Annotated in this window: 17 protein-coding genes; 13 read left to right on the top strand and 4 right to left on the bottom strand. The window is 44.5% G+C overall.

Annotated elements, in window-relative coordinates:
• Positions 1-174 precede the first annotated feature (174 nt).
• Both G6R11_RS16595 and G6R11_RS16590 read left to right on the top strand, forming a co-directional pair.
• Positions 175-594 (top strand): 2TM domain-containing protein, encoded by a 420-nt coding sequence (locus tag G6R11_RS16595; protein ID WP_163134187.1) that lies wholly within the window; start codon positions 175-177, stop codon positions 592-594.
• Positions 595-793: 199 nt separating this feature from the next.
• Positions 794-1,918 (top strand): GGDEF domain-containing protein, encoded by a 1,125-nt coding sequence (locus G6R11_RS16590; RefSeq protein ID WP_163134186.1) that lies wholly within the window; start codon positions 794-796, stop codon positions 1,916-1,918.
• A gap of 8 nt (positions 1,919-1,926) precedes the next feature.
• Here the strand turns inward: G6R11_RS16590 and G6R11_RS16585 are convergent, their stop codons facing one another.
• Together G6R11_RS16585 and G6R11_RS16580 are read right to left on the bottom strand one after the other, a co-directional pair.
• Entirely contained in the window at positions 1,927-3,294 is a 1,368-nt protein-coding gene (locus G6R11_RS16585) for a carboxylesterase (RefSeq protein WP_163134185.1), read from the bottom strand.
• A gap of 67 nt (positions 3,295-3,361) precedes the next feature.
• Positions 3,362-4,111 (bottom strand): helix-turn-helix transcriptional regulator, encoded by a 750-nt coding sequence (locus G6R11_RS16580; protein WP_163134184.1) that lies wholly within the window; start codon positions 4,109-4,111, stop codon positions 3,362-3,364.
• A 113-nt stretch (positions 4,112-4,224) separates the two neighbouring features.
• Between G6R11_RS16580 and G6R11_RS16575 the strand changes: the two genes are divergently transcribed.
• The 5 genes from G6R11_RS16575 (at position 4,225) to G6R11_RS16555 (ending at position 7,040) form a co-directional block, all read left to right on the top strand.
• Positions 4,225-4,530, top strand: a complete 306-nt coding sequence (locus G6R11_RS16575) for a hypothetical protein (protein ID WP_163134183.1) — start codon at positions 4,225-4,227, stop codon at positions 4,528-4,530.
• A gap of 36 nt (positions 4,531-4,566) precedes the next feature.
• The gene (locus G6R11_RS16570; RefSeq protein WP_163134182.1) at positions 4,567-4,950 is read left to right on the top strand and encodes a hypothetical protein; all 384 of its coding nucleotides are present in this window, start codon (positions 4,567-4,569) and stop codon (positions 4,948-4,950) included.
• A gap of 34 nt (positions 4,951-4,984) precedes the next feature.
• Positions 4,985-5,788 (top strand): DUF2145 domain-containing protein, encoded by an 804-nt coding sequence (locus G6R11_RS16565; RefSeq protein ID WP_163134181.1) that lies wholly within the window; start codon positions 4,985-4,987, stop codon positions 5,786-5,788.
• Between the two features lie 126 nt (positions 5,789-5,914).
• Positions 5,915-6,364: an inner membrane protein YiaA gene (gene yiaA / locus G6R11_RS16560; RefSeq protein ID WP_163134180.1), complete on the top strand. Its 450-nt coding sequence runs from the start codon at positions 5,915-5,917 to the stop codon at positions 6,362-6,364.
• A gap of 148 nt (positions 6,365-6,512) precedes the next feature.
• On the top strand, positions 6,513-7,040 hold the full coding sequence (locus tag G6R11_RS16555) for a DinB family protein (RefSeq protein ID WP_163134179.1): 528 nt from the start codon (positions 6,513-6,515) through the stop codon (positions 7,038-7,040).
• Between the two features lie 62 nt (positions 7,041-7,102).
• On the opposite strand, the gene G6R11_RS16550 is transcribed toward G6R11_RS16555, so the two are convergent.
• Positions 7,103-9,370 (bottom strand): glycoside hydrolase family 3 N-terminal domain-containing protein, encoded by a 2,268-nt coding sequence (locus G6R11_RS16550; protein WP_240352495.1) that lies wholly within the window; start codon positions 9,368-9,370, stop codon positions 7,103-7,105.
• 540 nt (positions 9,371-9,910) lie between these two features.
• On the opposite strand from G6R11_RS16550, the gene G6R11_RS16545 reads away from it, so the two are divergent.
• Complete coding sequence (locus tag G6R11_RS16545; RefSeq protein ID WP_163134178.1) at positions 9,911-11,275, top strand: DUF4397 domain-containing protein; 1,365 nt, start codon at positions 9,911-9,913, stop codon at positions 11,273-11,275.
• A 70-nt stretch (positions 11,276-11,345) separates the two neighbouring features.
• Here G6R11_RS16545 and G6R11_RS16540 read toward each other — a convergent pair whose 3' ends face one another.
• Entirely contained in the window at positions 11,346-11,603 is a 258-nt protein-coding gene (locus tag G6R11_RS16540) for a hypothetical protein (RefSeq protein WP_163134177.1), read from the bottom strand.
• Positions 11,604-11,672: 69 nt separating this feature from the next.
• On the opposite strand from G6R11_RS16540, the gene G6R11_RS16535 reads away from it, so the two are divergent.
• From G6R11_RS16535 to G6R11_RS16515, 5 genes are all read left to right on the top strand, one after another.
• The gene (locus tag G6R11_RS16535; RefSeq protein WP_163134176.1) at positions 11,673-12,215 is read left to right on the top strand and encodes a DUF1993 domain-containing protein; all 543 of its coding nucleotides are present in this window, start codon (positions 11,673-11,675) and stop codon (positions 12,213-12,215) included.
• A gap of 157 nt (positions 12,216-12,372) precedes the next feature.
• Entirely contained in the window at positions 12,373-12,810 is a 438-nt protein-coding gene (locus G6R11_RS16530; protein WP_163134175.1) for a GNAT family N-acetyltransferase, read from the top strand.
• A gap of 385 nt (positions 12,811-13,195) precedes the next feature.
• Positions 13,196-13,600, top strand: a complete 405-nt coding sequence (locus G6R11_RS16525; RefSeq protein ID WP_163134174.1) for a GNAT family N-acetyltransferase — start codon at positions 13,196-13,198, stop codon at positions 13,598-13,600.
• Between the two features lie 88 nt (positions 13,601-13,688).
• Positions 13,689-14,153 (top strand): GNAT family N-acetyltransferase, encoded by a 465-nt coding sequence (locus tag G6R11_RS16520; RefSeq protein ID WP_163134173.1) that lies wholly within the window; start codon positions 13,689-13,691, stop codon positions 14,151-14,153.
• 173 nt (positions 14,154-14,326) lie between these two features.
• Complete coding sequence (locus tag G6R11_RS16515) at positions 14,327-16,576, top strand: multiheme c-type cytochrome (protein ID WP_163134172.1); 2,250 nt, start codon at positions 14,327-14,329, stop codon at positions 16,574-16,576.
• The last annotated feature ends 31 nt before the right edge of the window (positions 16,577-16,607 follow it).

Genomic DNA, 16,607 nt, shown 5'->3' with positions numbered 1-16,607 from the left:
GTTTTTATATCTTGTTTAAGCGTCAAGCTTGCTGATTACAAAGGCACTCTGTTACTGGTGTTCATCGTAAAATATCACCTTCTATCGGCTATATCTGCACTTAATCGTAGGCTGTTACGCTTTGCCATTTCTGACCTTATGCTTTATCTAAGTCATACAGCTTAGGACAAAAACATGAACAAAAGCTATTCACCGCAGCAACTTGAGCAAATTATCTCGCTGGGTTTACGTGAGCAACAAAACCAGCAAAACCATGTGAGTGAGGCTGAGTTGTATGATATTGCTCAGCAATCGGGTTTGGACGCCCAGCAAACCGACGCGGCACTCAAGCAATGGCAGCATCAACAGCAGCAACAGCAAGCTCAATCAAAAAAGTTGTTAGCCTTTAAAATTCATGCAAGTAGCTATTTATCTATCTGCTGCATGTTGTTTTTGATTGATTGGCTAACCGGAGGGCCATGGTGGTTTTTCTGGCCGATTTTAGGCATGGGCATTGGGCTACTTAGTCATGGTTTAGGCCTACTAAAGCTGTGGCGAAAACTTGTTCAACCCAAGCAATTGGCAGGATTATCGTTTAAAAGGTGTCGCTTTTAAGCGACGCTGCAGGGAAAAAGTGAGTGTTTACAATCAAATTTGATATTTTTTCTTATTTATTGACTTGTTTGTGTTCAGACTGGTCGGTGTTTCAGTTAAGCTCCGGAGCTAATTTTTAACTGCTTGGCGTCAGCTAAGCAGAAAACTCACAGATTGCTAAAGTAATAAAGCGCAAGAATGAGTTGCCGGAGTGAATGGATTGTTCGAAAGATTAAAAAAAACCGGCTTGTTACAGCCTTACAGCAAGCAACAGCACCAGCTCTTACAAGAGTTAGCTTTGCCACAAAGTTTGCGCTTGGCCTATGTGATGAGTGTGGTGTACTTACTGCTCAGCATTTCTCATGTGTTTGTTATTGAGGTGCCATTCGAGCGTTGGACTCTCGCCGGGATTGCGTTGAGCTCAAGTTTGGCGCTTTACGCTAGTGGGCGATATTTACCACGCTTGATTCAACCTTCAACTACCGTTTTACACTTAGTGGTTGTGGTGCTAATGCTGCTTAACTCGCTAAGCCACATGGTACTAACCAACGACCTCATCCAAAGTAGCACCCTAATGCTGGTGATAGTGGCTTTGGGCGGCTTTATGGTAGAGCGCACCTTGTTGCTCATGGCGCTATTAGTGGCCGCCGCGATATGGGCCAGCTTAGTTATGCGGATGCAAGCTGATATGGATGCTGTGCTGCATTTTGCCTTTGGCTTGGGCATGAGCACGATTGTATCGCTTATTCTATTTAGTCATCGAGTGGGAGTGTTCACCCAGTTAATAGAGCAACGTAAACAGTTAAAACACATTGCTAATGTTGATCAATTAAGTCTGTGTTTACGCCGACATGCCTTTGATGAACAAGCCGAGGCTTTATTGGCGGAAAGTGGCCAACGGGCTTTTTCTGTTTTGTATTGCGACTTAGATTATTTTAAGTTGCTCAACGATAGCATGGGTCACGCAGTGGGTGACCGAGCCTTACAACGCTTTGGTAAATTGCTGAATACTCTAGCAAAACCACATCAATTGGTGGTTGGGCGCATGGGAGGTGAAGAGTTTGTACTTGCTGGCTGCATTAGCGAAGAGCAAGCGAGCCTATTAGCAGAGCAAATCGTTCAGCAATTAGAAGACATGATGATTGCTCACCCTGAATCGCTGAGCTCTATGTACCTAACTTGTAGCGTGGGCGTGGCTAGTTCAGCCATCGACCATAACTTCTCGTCGCTGTGTAAGTATGCCGACAAGGCCTTGTATATTGCTAAGCGCAGTGGTCGTAATCAGCGCCAGGTTCACAATCATTACCAACTTCCTGAAGGTATGAAAATGCCCGCTGACGCTTAGCGGCGGCGTTACTGCATAAACTTATCGATGCTGCGCAGCATTTGTTGGTAGTAAGGGTTGTAACTTAGACGTTGTAAGTGCGGATATTGGGCTAAGTTTTGCTCGGTTTTTTCTCCTTTCACCACCTTCTTGCCTTGTTTACATTGCTGGTAACTTGGCAGATCTGCTAAGTAATGGCTGCAATTTCGATAGTGACCATTCTCCCCATAATGTGGGTTGCTAGGCGCGTTAATGGTGGCTGTATGGGCAACATCTTTTACTGCTGAGCAAGAGGCGGTGGTGCAGCTCGGAAACTCTATCATTACCTGCTTGTTTAGCTCTTCTGGAATACTGCTTTGCTCTCCATAATAAACCAGGTGATTGGCCGACTTGGCGGCACCAGTTTGTTTGCTTTGCCATTGTCCTAATAGTTCTAGGGTAGCTGCGGTACTAATGGTTTGGTCGTGTTCACTGGCAACAATGAGTAATGGAATACCTGGCAGGCTATCGGCTTTAGCTAAACCTTTGTTCATACGTTTCATTAAGCCATGAACTTGGGCTCCCGCGTTGTAAGGAAAAGACTCATATTTAGCAAAATCTACATCGCCTTCTTTGTCTAACCAAGTGCTTAACCAACTTACATATTTGGCCATCCATGCTACGCCGCTACTTGCTTGTGAGGCAGGAGACCATAACATGACACCTTTAATCGCTGCGGGACTTTCTTGCGCTTCAATTAGATGGTTAAGGATTAAGGCCCCACCGGTAGAAAAACCACCTAAATAGACTTGCTGATAGTCTTGGCTGGTGCGAGTAATCGCGTAGTCGGCAGCTTGCTGCCATTGCTTATAGCTTACATTAACGAGATCTGAAGGTGCGGTGCCATGGCCAGGAAGCAACAAGGTTCTCACGTCGTAACCTTGTTGGTAAAAGTGCCAAGCTAGATCGTGAAAGTGATAAGGCGAATCGGTTAGACCGTGAATCAACAACACCGCTTTATCGTTGTTGTCATGACGTAATTCAAAGGGTGCGAGGAGCTGAACCACTTTGGCGGTACCCAGCCACTGTTGCTGCTTGGCGAGTAATTGGTAGCTTTGGCTCGATAGCGGGCAGCTCATCATGGCGCGCGGGTTGCGCTGGGCAATCAGCTTTTGTGCATAATCTAAATAGGCTTGATAGCTTTGATCCGGTGAATAAGAGAATTGACTCACTTTGCTAGGCAGTGCCTGACGATAAGGCGCTTGCTCGATATATTGTTCTATCAGCTCATGTTGAGTATTAATGTTTACGCAGTTTTCCGTGGCCGTTTGAGCCACGCTCAGTGAGCTAATGCTCAAACTGACAAGCCCGAGTAATAAACCACTAGGTTTGCGAAAAAGGTCGGTTAAACAAAGCATTACTCATCCTTAAATTGTGGTTCACCTTGGGTGATAGTGTTAAACAGTGTATGTCTATGTGGTGGCTTTAACTAGCCTTATTAGCATCCCGCGCCAGCTTTTCAAATATTGAAATCTCCCACGGGCGTAGCGCTAAGAGCATTCCGGTATGACGACGTTTATCGAGCGGTAACGAGGCGTCTTGCTGGTTTAGGGTGGCTGCTTCTTTGGTTAGCTGGTTCAGCTTGCGCAAAATGATTTCAATAGAGCTTTGTGAGTAATGGCCACGCAAATAAAAGCGAAAGCTATCGTCGCCGTTAAAGCGAGAGTTCATGAATTCGGCCAAGACGATTTTTTCCATAAAGCGCTCCAATGGCCCGTTAGGTAACCAACGAAAATCCTGAGCGATAAGCAGCTTATAGGCGTTATTGGGCAGCAACTGAATCATATTCAATTTGTCGAGCCGAGCCATTAAACGAATGCATTCATGCTCGCTTAAGTCATAACGCTGGATGATTTCTTCAAAGGTCCACGAGTCTCGAACACATACTGCCACTAAAAACAATTTGTGGTCGTCGATCAGTTCTTGCTCTTGTTCACGGGTTAAATGGGTGAGCTTTTCTTTTTCTTGATCGGCTAGCAAGAACAGGTCAATAAGGTTTAGCTCCACGATATGACACATTTCTTCTAAACGCTCTAAGGAAAAGCTATTGGTAGAGAACATGCGTTTTACATTAGCTTCGCTCATATTTAGCCGTTGAGCGACATCTTTGTAGGTTAAACCTTGCTGTCGAAAAACTTGCTTTAGGGTGTCGCGGATCTGCTTTAACTGGCTCATGGTATACAAATACTATACTTAGTGTTTATTCATAATAAACATATTACAGCGGCGTTTACACAGAAATTCCCGGACTTTATGGTTAATGCGAACTTAACCAACAGGGAATTATTATGAAACTATGGACATCACTTTTAATCAGCTCAATTGCCCTTACTAGCCTAAATGCCGCTGCTGTTGGCTCTCTCGAAAACTTAAGTCAATCCACCAAATATTCTGCTTTAGCCGCTTCAACTGGTTTGGCTGGAAGTGGTCAATTAGCGCTTAGCGTAGTGACTACACCAGTGATGTTAGTAAGTGGAGGTGTAGCAGAAGTAAGCCGTGGCGTTGCCAGCGGTACTCAACATATTGCAGAAGAAGCCAGCGTGCCAGTTCCCTTTGAGATTGGCGAGCAAGTCATTATTGGCGCGGCGCAATAGCCCTCTCCCAAATCATAACTTTAAAGGAATTTAACAATGAAACTATGGAAATCGATACTAATCACTACTTTTGCTCTAAGTAGTTTAAATGCGGCAGCGACCGAATCGGGGCAGAATTTTAATCAATCAGCCAAACATTCAGCTCTAGCTGGTTCCACAGGACTAAAGGGCAGTGGTCAAGTGGCCGTAGCTGCGGTAACCATGCCAATAATGGTGGTAGGGAGTACTGCAGCTGTAGCTGGCAGTACTGGAGTTTCTGTCGCTGGAGATCTTAGTGGTCCAATTGCTCTGCCAATCGCAGCGCCCTTGGCTTCTGTTGCTGCGGTAGGCAGTGGGGCAACGATTAGTGCTGCTGCAGCAGCTGACTCTGCTGGTGCTCCTGTCCCCCTAGAAATTGGTGAGTTCATTCTTATCCGTTAATTCACTTTAGCCATTGTTAAAAAGGAATTTTACTATGAAAGCGATTAAATTATTAATTCTAGCCTCTGCTATTTTATTTAATGTGGGCAGTTACGCTGGCAGCGCGCCAGCTGAAGAAGCCAAGCATCAACCTGAAGCCATTGCCAAATTTTCTAAAGAAGTAGAAAAGTATGCGGCTAAACACCGTGCCAACGTATTCATTATTGGGCGAGTTGGTCGCCCGCAGGAAGATTTACCTAAAGGTGTACAGTTCACTCACACCGCCTTGGCTGTGTACTCAAACATTACCCTCGACTCTGGCGAGACTGCCAAAGGGTATGCTATCTATAACCTCTATCAAAATCAGGGAGATTTAGGTCACAGCAGCTTGGTGACTGATTATCCGGTGGACTTTTTTTGGGGAGCCGACAGCTTAAAAGCCGGTATTATTATTCCTAATAAAGAGGTGCAAGCTGGCTTATTAACGCTGATAAACAATGGCGGTAATCATCTGGTGCATAACCCTAATTATTCAGTATTGGCTAACCCCTTTGACGGACAGTTTCAAAACTGTACCGAGCACACCTTAGATATGCTAAATGCCAGTATCTTTGATACTACCAACCGTGAAGAGCTTAAGTGGTTGGCTAAGTCAGACTTTAACCCTCAACCGATTAAAATAAACCGTTTTAAGCTGTTTATGGGCGGATTGTTTTTAGATGAAGTTACCACCAAAGATCACCCTGGAAAGCCACAAACGGCCACCTTTACTAGCATTGCGCGCTACTTAGAAGAGAAGCAAATGTTGGAGCACTCGGTGGTGTTATACCAGCACGATGCTTACAAACCCCTGTTGTAATTAATTGACCAAGATCTTAATAAATTCAATATGGGAGTGAATATGAGCCAAGTAGAAAAAGAACTAGGGTATATTAATCAACTAGATAGCAATTCTAAGCCGTTAAACTTAAGGAACAAGAACGATATGAAACAGCAAACTTTACCAAAACCAACTTCAGCCTTTATTGGTGCCTCTTGGGCGGCCTTGTTACTCGGCGCGGGCGCTTATCTGATAGGTTTGTGGAATGCTGATATGCAGCTAAATGAAAAGGGTTACTACTTCACTTTATTATTGTTTGGGTTGTTTTCTTCAGTGTCTTTACAGAAATCGGTACGTGACAAATTGGAAGGTATTAAAGTTACCGCTATTTATTATGGTTTGAGCTGGTTCTCCCTAGTAGCTGCCGTCGCCTTGTTAACCATTGGTTTGTTCAATGCCACTTTGGCACTAAGTGAAAAAGGCTTTTATGCCATGGCTTATGCCCTATGTTTATTTGCTGCCATTGCCGTTCAAAAGAATACCCGTGACATGGCCTATTTTGCTGATGATGAACCAAATAAGGCTATTGACGCTGAGTTAGAAGAGGAACTATAGACTTGAGTTGCCGCTTGTAAGCGCTGTTAACACTGAAATGCATGGTTTACAGCGCCTTACTAGCTCACTATCGTTTGATTAAAATCTATCTCAACTAAGCGTTCGACGTACTGTTGTTAGTGAACGGCAGCAACAATAAGGAATAACAATGAGCACTGCTTTTACCTTAATGGCGCAATATAACCAAGTAATGAATCAACAGCTTTATGCTTGCGCAACTCAATTGAGTGAGCAAGAGCTAAAACAAGATAGACAAGCATTTTTCGGTTCTATTTTTGCCACGCTAAACCACATTTTAGTGGGTGATACTTTGTGGTTACAGCGCTTTGCCAGACTTGCTGGTGGCTTTAACTGTTTGCAGTCCGTATCGGCATTAACCCGACCTAAGGCCTTGGATGAAATCCTCTATCAAGACTTGGCCAGTTTAAAAGTAGCGCGCTTTAAGATGGATGAAGTGATCATTAGATTTGCTGAAGAGCTTACATCGAGCCACTTGCAGCAAGCTTTAAGCTATAAAAACAGTAAAGGAGAAGCGCAGAACAAGCCCTTCGAGTTGTTAGTGTTGCACTTTTTTAATCATCAAACCCATCACCGTGGTCAAATCTCAACTTTATTGAATCAATGCGGGATTGACCTTGGCGTAACAGATTTATTATTGCAGATCCCAGATGCATAAAAGCCTCTTAAGCTAGCTTAAGAGGCTTTATATTGGCTCAGTTTGTAATCACTGACTTTGCTTTAAGCTACCTTAAAGTCGGCTGAGAGCAAATCTTCTGCTTTAGAAGATGGCCCAACAAATACTTTAAATGCACCCGGCTCTACAACTTTTTGTAGTTGCGCGTTGATTAGGGCTAAGTCTGCAAAGGGCACGCTAAATTCAACCTTTTGCGTTTCACCTGGGGCTAATTCTACTCGCTCAAAACCTCGTAGCTGCAGCACTGGAACAGTGACTGAAGCAGCGCAGTCATGAATATATAACTGCGCAACCTCGACACCTGAGCGTTGGCTAATATTGCTGATATTTACCGACACCTTTAGTGCCTCGCCTTGGCTTAAGTCGCTGTTGGCAGCTAAACAAGGGGTGTCAACGGTGAGCTCACTGTAGCTAAACTCACTGTAGCTAATGCCTTCGCCAAAACTAAATAAAGGCAGTAAGGGCATATCGATGTAACGTTCTTGATTGTTGGTGCGCTCTGATAAACGAGCGTGCCAACCTTCATATTTGTTGTAGTAAACCGGAGATTGGCCCACATGCTGCGGGAAGCTAATAGTTAACTTACCGCTAGGATTGAGTTCGCCAAATAACAGTTCGCTAAGGGCTTGGCCACCTTTTGCTCCTGGGTTAAAGGCACAAACAATCGCATCGGCATGTTGTTTCACCCAGCCAATGGTAAGCGGCTTAGATGCCATAAATACCACGATTAAAGGTTTTCCAGTGGCTTTTAGGGCTTCTAACATTGCTTGTTGTTGGCCACTTAAATCCAAGTCGGCGCGGTCATGAAACTCACCATGTTGGCTGAGTGTATCGCCAACACAGGCTACGATGATGTCACTATTGTCGGCAGCGCTTACCGCACTGGCTATTTCCTCAAATTCGGCTTCGGCTGGTGCTGCACCGCGAACGTAGTTTAATTCACAACGTCCGGCATCAGCAGCGGCTTGTAAACCTTGGCGCAAAGTAATGGCGTCTTTTTGGTGGTAGCTATCATCTGCAGCACCTGCTTGCATAGAACCAAATGACCAGTCGCCTAGCTGTGCAACCACATCATCGGCGTTAGCGCCACATAACAAGATCTTAGGTTTAGAGCTATCTGACAGCGGTAAAATGCCGTTATTTTGTAATAAAGTTAGCGATTGGCGGCTGGCTTCTAGTGCTGCTTGCCAGTGATCTGCATTACCTAATATTTGGTCTTTTTTGCTTAGGTCGGTATAGCGGTAGTCTTCAAATAAGCCTAGTTCAAACTTGTACTTTAGGATGCGCGATACTGCGTCGTCGATTAAGGCTATATCTAGCTCGCCATCTTTCACTAAGTCGATGGTATGTTGATAGAATGACGGGGTTGTCATGATCATGTCATTGCCAGATTCGACAGCAATTTTTGCAGCATGGCGCAAGTCTTCGGCTACTCGCTGTTTGTCGTGCAATGAACCAATGTTGTCCCAGTCGGTAACGATGAAACCGTCCATTCCCCATTGGTTTTTAGGCACTTCGCGCAGTAACCAGCTATTGGCGCTACATGGCACACCATCTATAGCTTGGTAACCCACCATAAGGGTGGCAACTTTGGCTTCTTTTACCGCTTTCTCAAAAGGCGGCAAGAACAGCGAAAGCAGTTTGCGAGGAGAAACTTCAGCCTCGTAAGCATCGCGGCCACCGGTTGCTTCGCCATAGGCTACATAGTGCTTGGCACAAGCTAAAATTGTATCGTTTGAGGCTAAGTTATCACCTTGGTAACCATAAACAGCAGCGGCGGCAAGCTCTCCAATCAACCATGGATCTTCACCAAAAGTTTCGTTAATTCGTCCCCAGCGGCTATCACGACCTACACATAATACTGGTGAAAATGTCCAATGCAGGCCACAAGCGCGGGTTTCAATCGCAGTAACGCGAGCCATGCTTTGGCTTAGTTGTTTGCTCCAAGCACAAGACAATGCCAGTTGGGTAGGAAACACCGTACCGCTGTTTTCGAAGCAATGGCCATGAATAGCATCAATACCAAAAATAAGAGGAATGCCAAGGCGAGTTTTAGCGGCACGTTGTTGCAGTTCTTCTACCATGGTGCCGGTACAGTGCAGGTAGCTTCCTACATTCCAGTTTTCAAGCTTGTCGAGATTTTCAGGCATGTTAGCTGGCAGTTGGAGCATTTGGCCTACTTTTTCTTCCACGCTCATTAGCGACAACAGGTTTTCTACTCGCTCGGCTACGCTGAGCGAAGGATTAGTATACGGCAGCGACATGCGGCTGGTCCTCTGGTTAACGATGGGTTTACGAATACCCCAAGTCATTATTTAGCTGTTTAGCCAACAAAGACCCAGAGTATTCATACTATGCAGCTTATATTAGTGAAATTGACTCTTTATTCATCTGAAAGTAAGCGGTTTCATGAGAGTTGCTTCTGCTTTTGAGGGCTAGCTAACATTCACAGTCTATTGAGGCTGTATTTCATTAAAACAATAACTAATTAGATAATGAGAGCAGAAACAAATTGGTCTACAAAAAAGAGCATTGAGAGGCTTTGTTTTGGCTTAAATAAACAAGGTAGAAAGCTAAGTTTGAATGCTGATTTTCGTATTAGAGTTAATAATCAATAATAAATATTAACATTTTTACTACATTTGGTGGGTGATTTTTTTTTGCCAGTTGATGTTGATAAAAATTGTTTAATTTCAATGTCTTATTTTATTTTTCTTTTGCGTGTTTAAAACCTTCTGTGTTTAACGATTTCTACTTTCACCGAAAAAACCTCAGTTTTTCTTGTGATCTTATTTTATTAGCTTGGCGTTTTTAAGGCTGATACCACTACAGAGATATTCAAGGAAAAGAACATGAAACTTGCTAAATCAGGTCTACTACTAAGCTCTGCCGTATTACTCGCAGCCTGCGGTAGTGACGACGACACTCCAACCCTAGTCGATAATTCAATGTCCTCAGTTCGAGTAACCCACGCTAGCGCAGATGCCCCAATGGTAGAAGTTAAAGCAAACGGCGAGACTTTTGCTGGGTTAAACATGGTGGATTACCGCCAGGGTAGCGCTTGGGTGCCGGTTGCATCTGGTAGTTATGATATTAGCGTTGACGCCATTTTGCCTGGCGATAATGCTGAAGTGATAGCTGCGAATTTAGAGTTTTCTCCAGACATGCAGTACGACATTATCGCGCTTAACTACGCTGCTTCTATTGAGCCAGTAGTGTTAAGTCGTAGCAGCGGTGCGGTTGATGCCGGCAGCGTTCGCATTGACGTTTTGCACGGTCATCCAGATGTAGGTGGAGTCGATATTTACCTATCAACAATGGCAGATATTACGGGTGTCGAAGCAGCTATAACTAACTTAGAATTCAAAATGGACAGCGCTGACCTACCGGTAACAGTTCCTGCCGATACTTACCGAATTAGAATTACCGGAACTGGCAGTAAAACCGTGGTTTTTGATAGCGGCGAAGTAGCTTTAGCGGGTGGCAGCGACCTAATGCTAACCGCAGTGCCTAGTACTGACATGGGCTTCGAATCACCAGTAAACCTGTTGCTAGCCGACGGCAGTGCAGTATCGATTGTGAGAGATATGGGTGAAACCAGCCATGTACGTGTTGTTCATGCTGTTGACGATGCACCGGCGGTAGATGTGTTAGCCAGTGGTACACCTGTTACTGGATTCACGGACATTGAGTTTAAAGATTTTCAGACCGGTGACTTACCAGCAGATAGCTATGACCTAAGTGTTGCTGCTAGTGCCGACAATAGCTTAGTGGTAATTGATGCCCCTGGAGTGATGTTAGAAGCGGGTGCTGAAACCAGTATTTACGCGGTGGGTAAACTAAACGCAGTGGCTGATAACACCATTGAACCACTAGTTATTAGCGAAGACTTACGCTCGGTAGCGCTTTACTCAAAGGTTCGCGTAGTACACGCAAGCCCAACAGCGGGTGGACTGGGTTTAGTTGATATCCATGCTTCTGCTGACGGTAACTTTAGCGCAGACACTGTAGTACTTGCTGGGGTAGATTTTAAAGATAATGCAGTACTAAACGTACCTGGCGGCACTTACACCTTTGCGGTAATACTAGCTAGTGACATGACTTACACTCCGGCGATTGAAACCATGGCCACGATTGAGAATGGCGGAGTTTATTCAGCAGTAGCCACCGATGACTTTACTGATTTAGTGCTAAACGTAGATACAATGGCACCTTAGAAAACAATGTAATTAAGCAATAAAAAAGGCCGAAAGGCCTTTTTTTATTTTAGCTCGTAATCGAAAGCGACTATTTAACTCGGGTGATTGTGACTTGGTGAGAATGCTGAGGTACCTCTATTAAAGCCCCGCGCTTGAGTTCTTCTATCTGGTTTATGTGACGCTCCGAAAATCCACGCTGTTGCCAGTTCTTAGCCACTAAATCCGCTTCGCTGAGTGGATAAATATCTTGATGGCTTAAGCTATCGTGACGCGAAATAATCCATACTCGCTGTTGCTCTACAGTGAGCTTTGCTAGCGCCTGCTTCACTTTATTCCAAACTAACAAGCTTAGTTTCACCTTGATTAATCATTTCCAAACCCGTTATAACATAGGCTTAGTTTAAGGACGAACAGCATGACAGATCTCAAACCTAATACGCTTTACCAATTATCGGTACCTGTGTTTTCACGCTATTTACATCAATTGGATGAATTGCTTAGTGAAATGCAATTTTTTGCCAAGCAGCAGGGCCTAAGCGAAGCTAAGTTATTGGCAGCAAAGCTGGCTGACGACATGTTTCCCTTAGGCCAGCAAATAAGCACGGCCATTGGTTTTAGCTTGCGAACTTGCTTGCCTTTAGCGGGGAAAGACATCGATACTTTTAGCCCAGATAGTATTTCTTATGCGAGTCTACAGCAGCAATTACAGCGCAGCCTAAAGTGCTTGCAGCTACTAAGTGAGGAGCAGTTTGAGCAAGGTTGTCCGGCTAAGATAGTGACCCAAGCGGGGTTTGCTGATTTGTCGCTTAGCCCAAGCGAATACTTGCAACAATATATGTTGCCGAACTTCTTTTTTCACTATGCGATGACTTATGCGATTTTACGCCAGCAAGGCATGCCTTTGAGCAAGCAGAATTTTGATGGCTATCATCAGTACCCTAAAGGTTTTAGCTTTTAAAACAATCACTTCAAAAAAAGATGAGTGATTTAGTAAGTGACTAATGATTATTTCGTAAAGCTCAAGAAATACGCCTTAAAGCCTTGTGTTAGCGTAATACAATCGGTAGATTATTTTAGGTAAAGACGCGCAAGAGCAATCAGGGGGACATTCGTCAATGCATCCAGATTATTTTATAAGTACTAACCAAGCTGAGTTAGATATCTCACTGATTCATAGTGTATTAACTAAGTCCTACTGGGCTAAAGGTATCCCTCGCGCTACGGTTGAACAGTCTATCGAAAACTCATTGTGTTTTGCTGTTTATAACTATCAAAAGCAGCAAGTTGGTTTTGCTCGAGTAATCAGCGATTACAGCACTTTTGCCTATTTAGCTGATATTTTTGTTTTAGAAGAGCACCAAGGTAAGGGTTTGGCTAAGGCATTAATGCATCGCATTATGGCCCATCCCAAGTTACAGGGAATTCGCCGCTTTAAGTTAGCCACTCAAGATGCGCATGGCCTTTATCAGCAGTTTGGTTTTACCGAATTAGCCCATCCGGAAATACATATGGAGCGCTGGCAGCCAAACTTTTACTTACTTCCTCAAAGTTAATAAGCCTTGTGCTGAAATCGCCAGCTGTGGCGATTTGTTTATAACATCCACTTTTACGCTGCGTTCTGCAGCGTTTTTGTTTCTTGTAGTTGGTTTATTGTTTTTGACCTAATGCGCTTAGCTACATTGAATCGCCTTAAACGGCCGCTGTTCGCAAATGTAAATCACACTTTTACCATAAGTTAGTATCTGATTCAGCTTGGCTAATCTTCTTCTACATGCTGTAAAACCTTAGCTTATAGGGGCTTAGAATAATTGTTACCATATTGTTATAAATACCACTGGCAAAGTTACCAAACGTTACCCTGGGGGGCTTGAGGCTTCGCTTATAGCTGACTAAATTTACGCCAATCAATGTGGAGCGGGTTAATCAGGGAAGGTGAACATGCAGCGGGGATACTATGTGGCTACCAATAAAGAACAGTTAGACTTAGCACTTATTCATGAAGTGTTGGTGAGCTCTTACTGGGCGAAGGGCATTTCTAAAGGGGCGGTAAAAACCTCGATTGATAATTCTATGTGTTTTGCCGCTTTCGACCTTAAACAGCAGCAAGTGGCTTTTGCCAGAGTGGTCTCTGATTATTCAACCGTTGCCTATTTAGCCGACATTTTTGTGTTGGAGGAGCATCGAGGCAAAGGCTTAGCCAAGGCCATGATGCATCGCATTATGGCTCACCCAAAATTACAGAATGTACGCCGTTTTAAACTTGCCACTAAAGACGCTCATGAGCTGTATCGCGGTTTTGGCTTTAATCAAATTTCTGACCCAAATCTTTATATGGAGCGCTAACACGTCTCGGCTTACTGGCTTAATTCTCATTGAAATTACTGTTGATTTACTCAATGCTAGGAGCTGATGAGGTAGTTGGGAGTGAAAAGTGAAAATTAGTTTAAACAATGTAAGCGGCGAGCAGGTTATCGCGCTGTTGGAAGAGCACCACCAAGATATGCTTCGCCATTCTCCAGTTGAGAGTGTTCATGCATTAGATGTGAGCGGTTTGCAGGCCGAGGGCGTGAAATTTTGGTGTGCTTGGTTAGGCGATGAGCTAGCAGGGTGTGGCGCCTTAAAGCACCTTAATGCCAAACATGCAGAGCTTAAATCTATGCGTACCGCTAGTAAGCATTTACGTAAAGGTGTTGCTGCCGGGCTGCTAAAGCATATTCTTAAAGACGCCCAAGGAAGTGGTTATCAGCAAGTGAGCTTAGAAACCGGCTCCATGGCCGCTTTTGCTCCAGCTTGGGCGCTGTATCAATCCTATGGTTTTGAATTTTGTGGCCCTTTTGCCAACTACCAGTTAGACCCCTACAGCAAATTTATGAGCAAAAGCTTGGCTCCCATCTAGCCTTAAGACCCTTCAAGTTATTTGTTGTTTAGCCCTTTTGATTGCTGCCATTTATTCAAGACTTGCTACACTTTTAATCATGCCTTGCTAGATAGTTGATTTGTTGAGTATTTTTAGCTTGGCACTAGCAAGGTTTCTGAGTAGTTAAACTATAGCGCTGGAGAAGGATAGGCATGAGGCAAGGGCTGTTTGGGCTTGTATTTGTTTGGCTAAGTATCAGTTTAGGTTTATCGGCCGCTGAATATGTCGGCACCAATAATTGTATCCAGTGCCACCAAGCGCAATATCAACAATGGCAGGGCTCTCATCATGACATGGCAATGCGTCATGCTGATGAACAATCGGTACAGGGCAATTTCGCTAATGCCAGCCTTGAGTTTGCCGGTAAAGCCAATCGCTTCTTTCGTAAAGGCTCCGAGTACTGGGTCAACATCGAGGGGCCCAACGGTGAGTTCGCCGACTACCAAATAAGCTACACCTTTGGCTTTGAACCACTGCAGCAATACATGGTGGAATTTGCCGATGGGCGAGTGCAGCTCATTCCCTTTGCTTGGGATTCTAGAAGCCAGCAACAAGGTGGCCAGCGTTGGTTTCATCTATATCCCAATCAGCAAAAAACTGATGAGTTTTATTGGACCAATGCCGGACAAAATTGGAACTATATGTGTGCAGACTGTCATTCAACTCAGCTGCAAAAAGCTTATGACAGTGGCAGCAATACCTACAACACCACTTGGTTTGAAATAAACGTTGGCTGCGAAGCCTGCCACGGCCCCGCCAGTGATCATATTAAGTGGACTCAAAGTGAAAACAAACAAGCGGCACTAGCCAATTTAGGCCAATACAGTGGTTTTTATCGTACTCTTCAAGCGGCCGCGAGTGAATGGACTTACCAGCCGGGCCAATCAACATTAAGCGCTGCCAGCCATCAACAAAGCCAGCAACTTAAGGTCTGCGCGCAGTGCCACAGCCGGCGTTTGCAAATAAGCGAAAGCAATGACCACGTGGCCGGTAATTTGCTCGATCGCTACCAAGCTAGTTTGATTACTGCAGAGCTCTACCATGACGATGGGCAGATATACGATGAGGTGTATGTTTGGGGCTCATTTCAGCAGTCAAAAATGAAGCATGCGGGAGTAAGCTGCAGCAATTGCCATAATGTGCATTCAGGGCAAATAAAAATGGAAGAGCCAGCGCTGTGTGCTCAGTGCCATGTAGCGTCTGAATACACTCCTGAAAAACATAGTTTTCACCCAGCGGACAGTGAAGGTGCTAAGTGCACCTCTTGTCATATGCCGACTACTACTTACATGCAGGTTGACCCGCGACGAGATCATAGTTTTCAAGTTCCTCGGCCTGATTTGAGTCAGGCGATTGGCACTCCAAATGTGTGTACTTCCTGCCATCAAGATAAAGACAATAGTTGGGCACTGCAATGGCAGCGACAATGGTTTCCCAAATCAAACTACTTAGATAATAATCATTTCTCTGAAGCCTTTTTTGCCGCAGACCAAGGCTTACCTTCTGCTGAACAAGCCTTGGCTTACGTGGCACAAAACCCCTTAGAGAGCAGTATTATTCGCGCTTCTGCTCTAGAGCGGCTGGCGCAGTTTCCTGGTCGTAATAGTGTGATTGCCACAGCGCGAGCCGTAAGCAGTGAGCAAGAGCTGATTCGTTTAGGGGCGGTAAGTAGTGCTCGGAATTACCCTATTGCAGAACGCTGGCGCTTATTGTCACCTCTATTGGAAGACTCGGTCCTAGCAGTGAGAAGTGAAACAGCAGCTAGCTTGGTTAAAGGCTGGGCAAGTTTAACTGAGCGGCAGCAACAGCAATTAAGGCCAGCACTTAAGGAATACCAAAATATTCAGTTACTCAATGCCGACCGCGCTTTTGCTTTGGTAAATTTAGCCGGTGTTTATTTTGCTACTGGCGAGTTTAATGAGGCGGAAGCTAGCTATTTACAAGCAATTAAAATAGAGCCCTACTTTGCCAACAGTTACGTTAACTTAGCCGATTTATATCGCCATTTAGGCAATGAAACGGCCGCATTTAATGTGCTTAAGCAAGGGCGTTTAGCCCAGCCCGCAAGCGCAGCAATCCCCTACAGCACAGGTTTAAGTTTACTCAGACAAAAACAGGCACAGTTAGCGGTGGACTATTTTTCGCAAGCCACAGAACTTGAGCCAAGCAATGCCCATTATTGGTATGTATACGGCTTATCCTTAGAAGCTTTTGATTTGGCCAAAGCGCAGCAAGCATTAAACACGGCCTACGATACCGGACGTAATCCGCAACATTTATATGCTTTATGTGAAATGAAGGTAAGGCATAAAGATAGTAAGGCGCAGCTATGTATTTTGCAGTTACAGGCGGTGGTGCCTGCTGAAGTGGTGCAGCGTTTGAAACGGCAGTTAAATCAATAGATTAACTAACAACTGGTGGGTAAGTAAAAGG

It is taken from the genome of Agarivorans sp. Alg241-V36, from assembly GCF_900537085.1.
GTDB lineage: Bacteria > Pseudomonadota > Gammaproteobacteria > Enterobacterales > Celerinatantimonadaceae > Agarivorans.
This window is presented reverse-complemented; position numbering and strand designations above follow the sequence as displayed.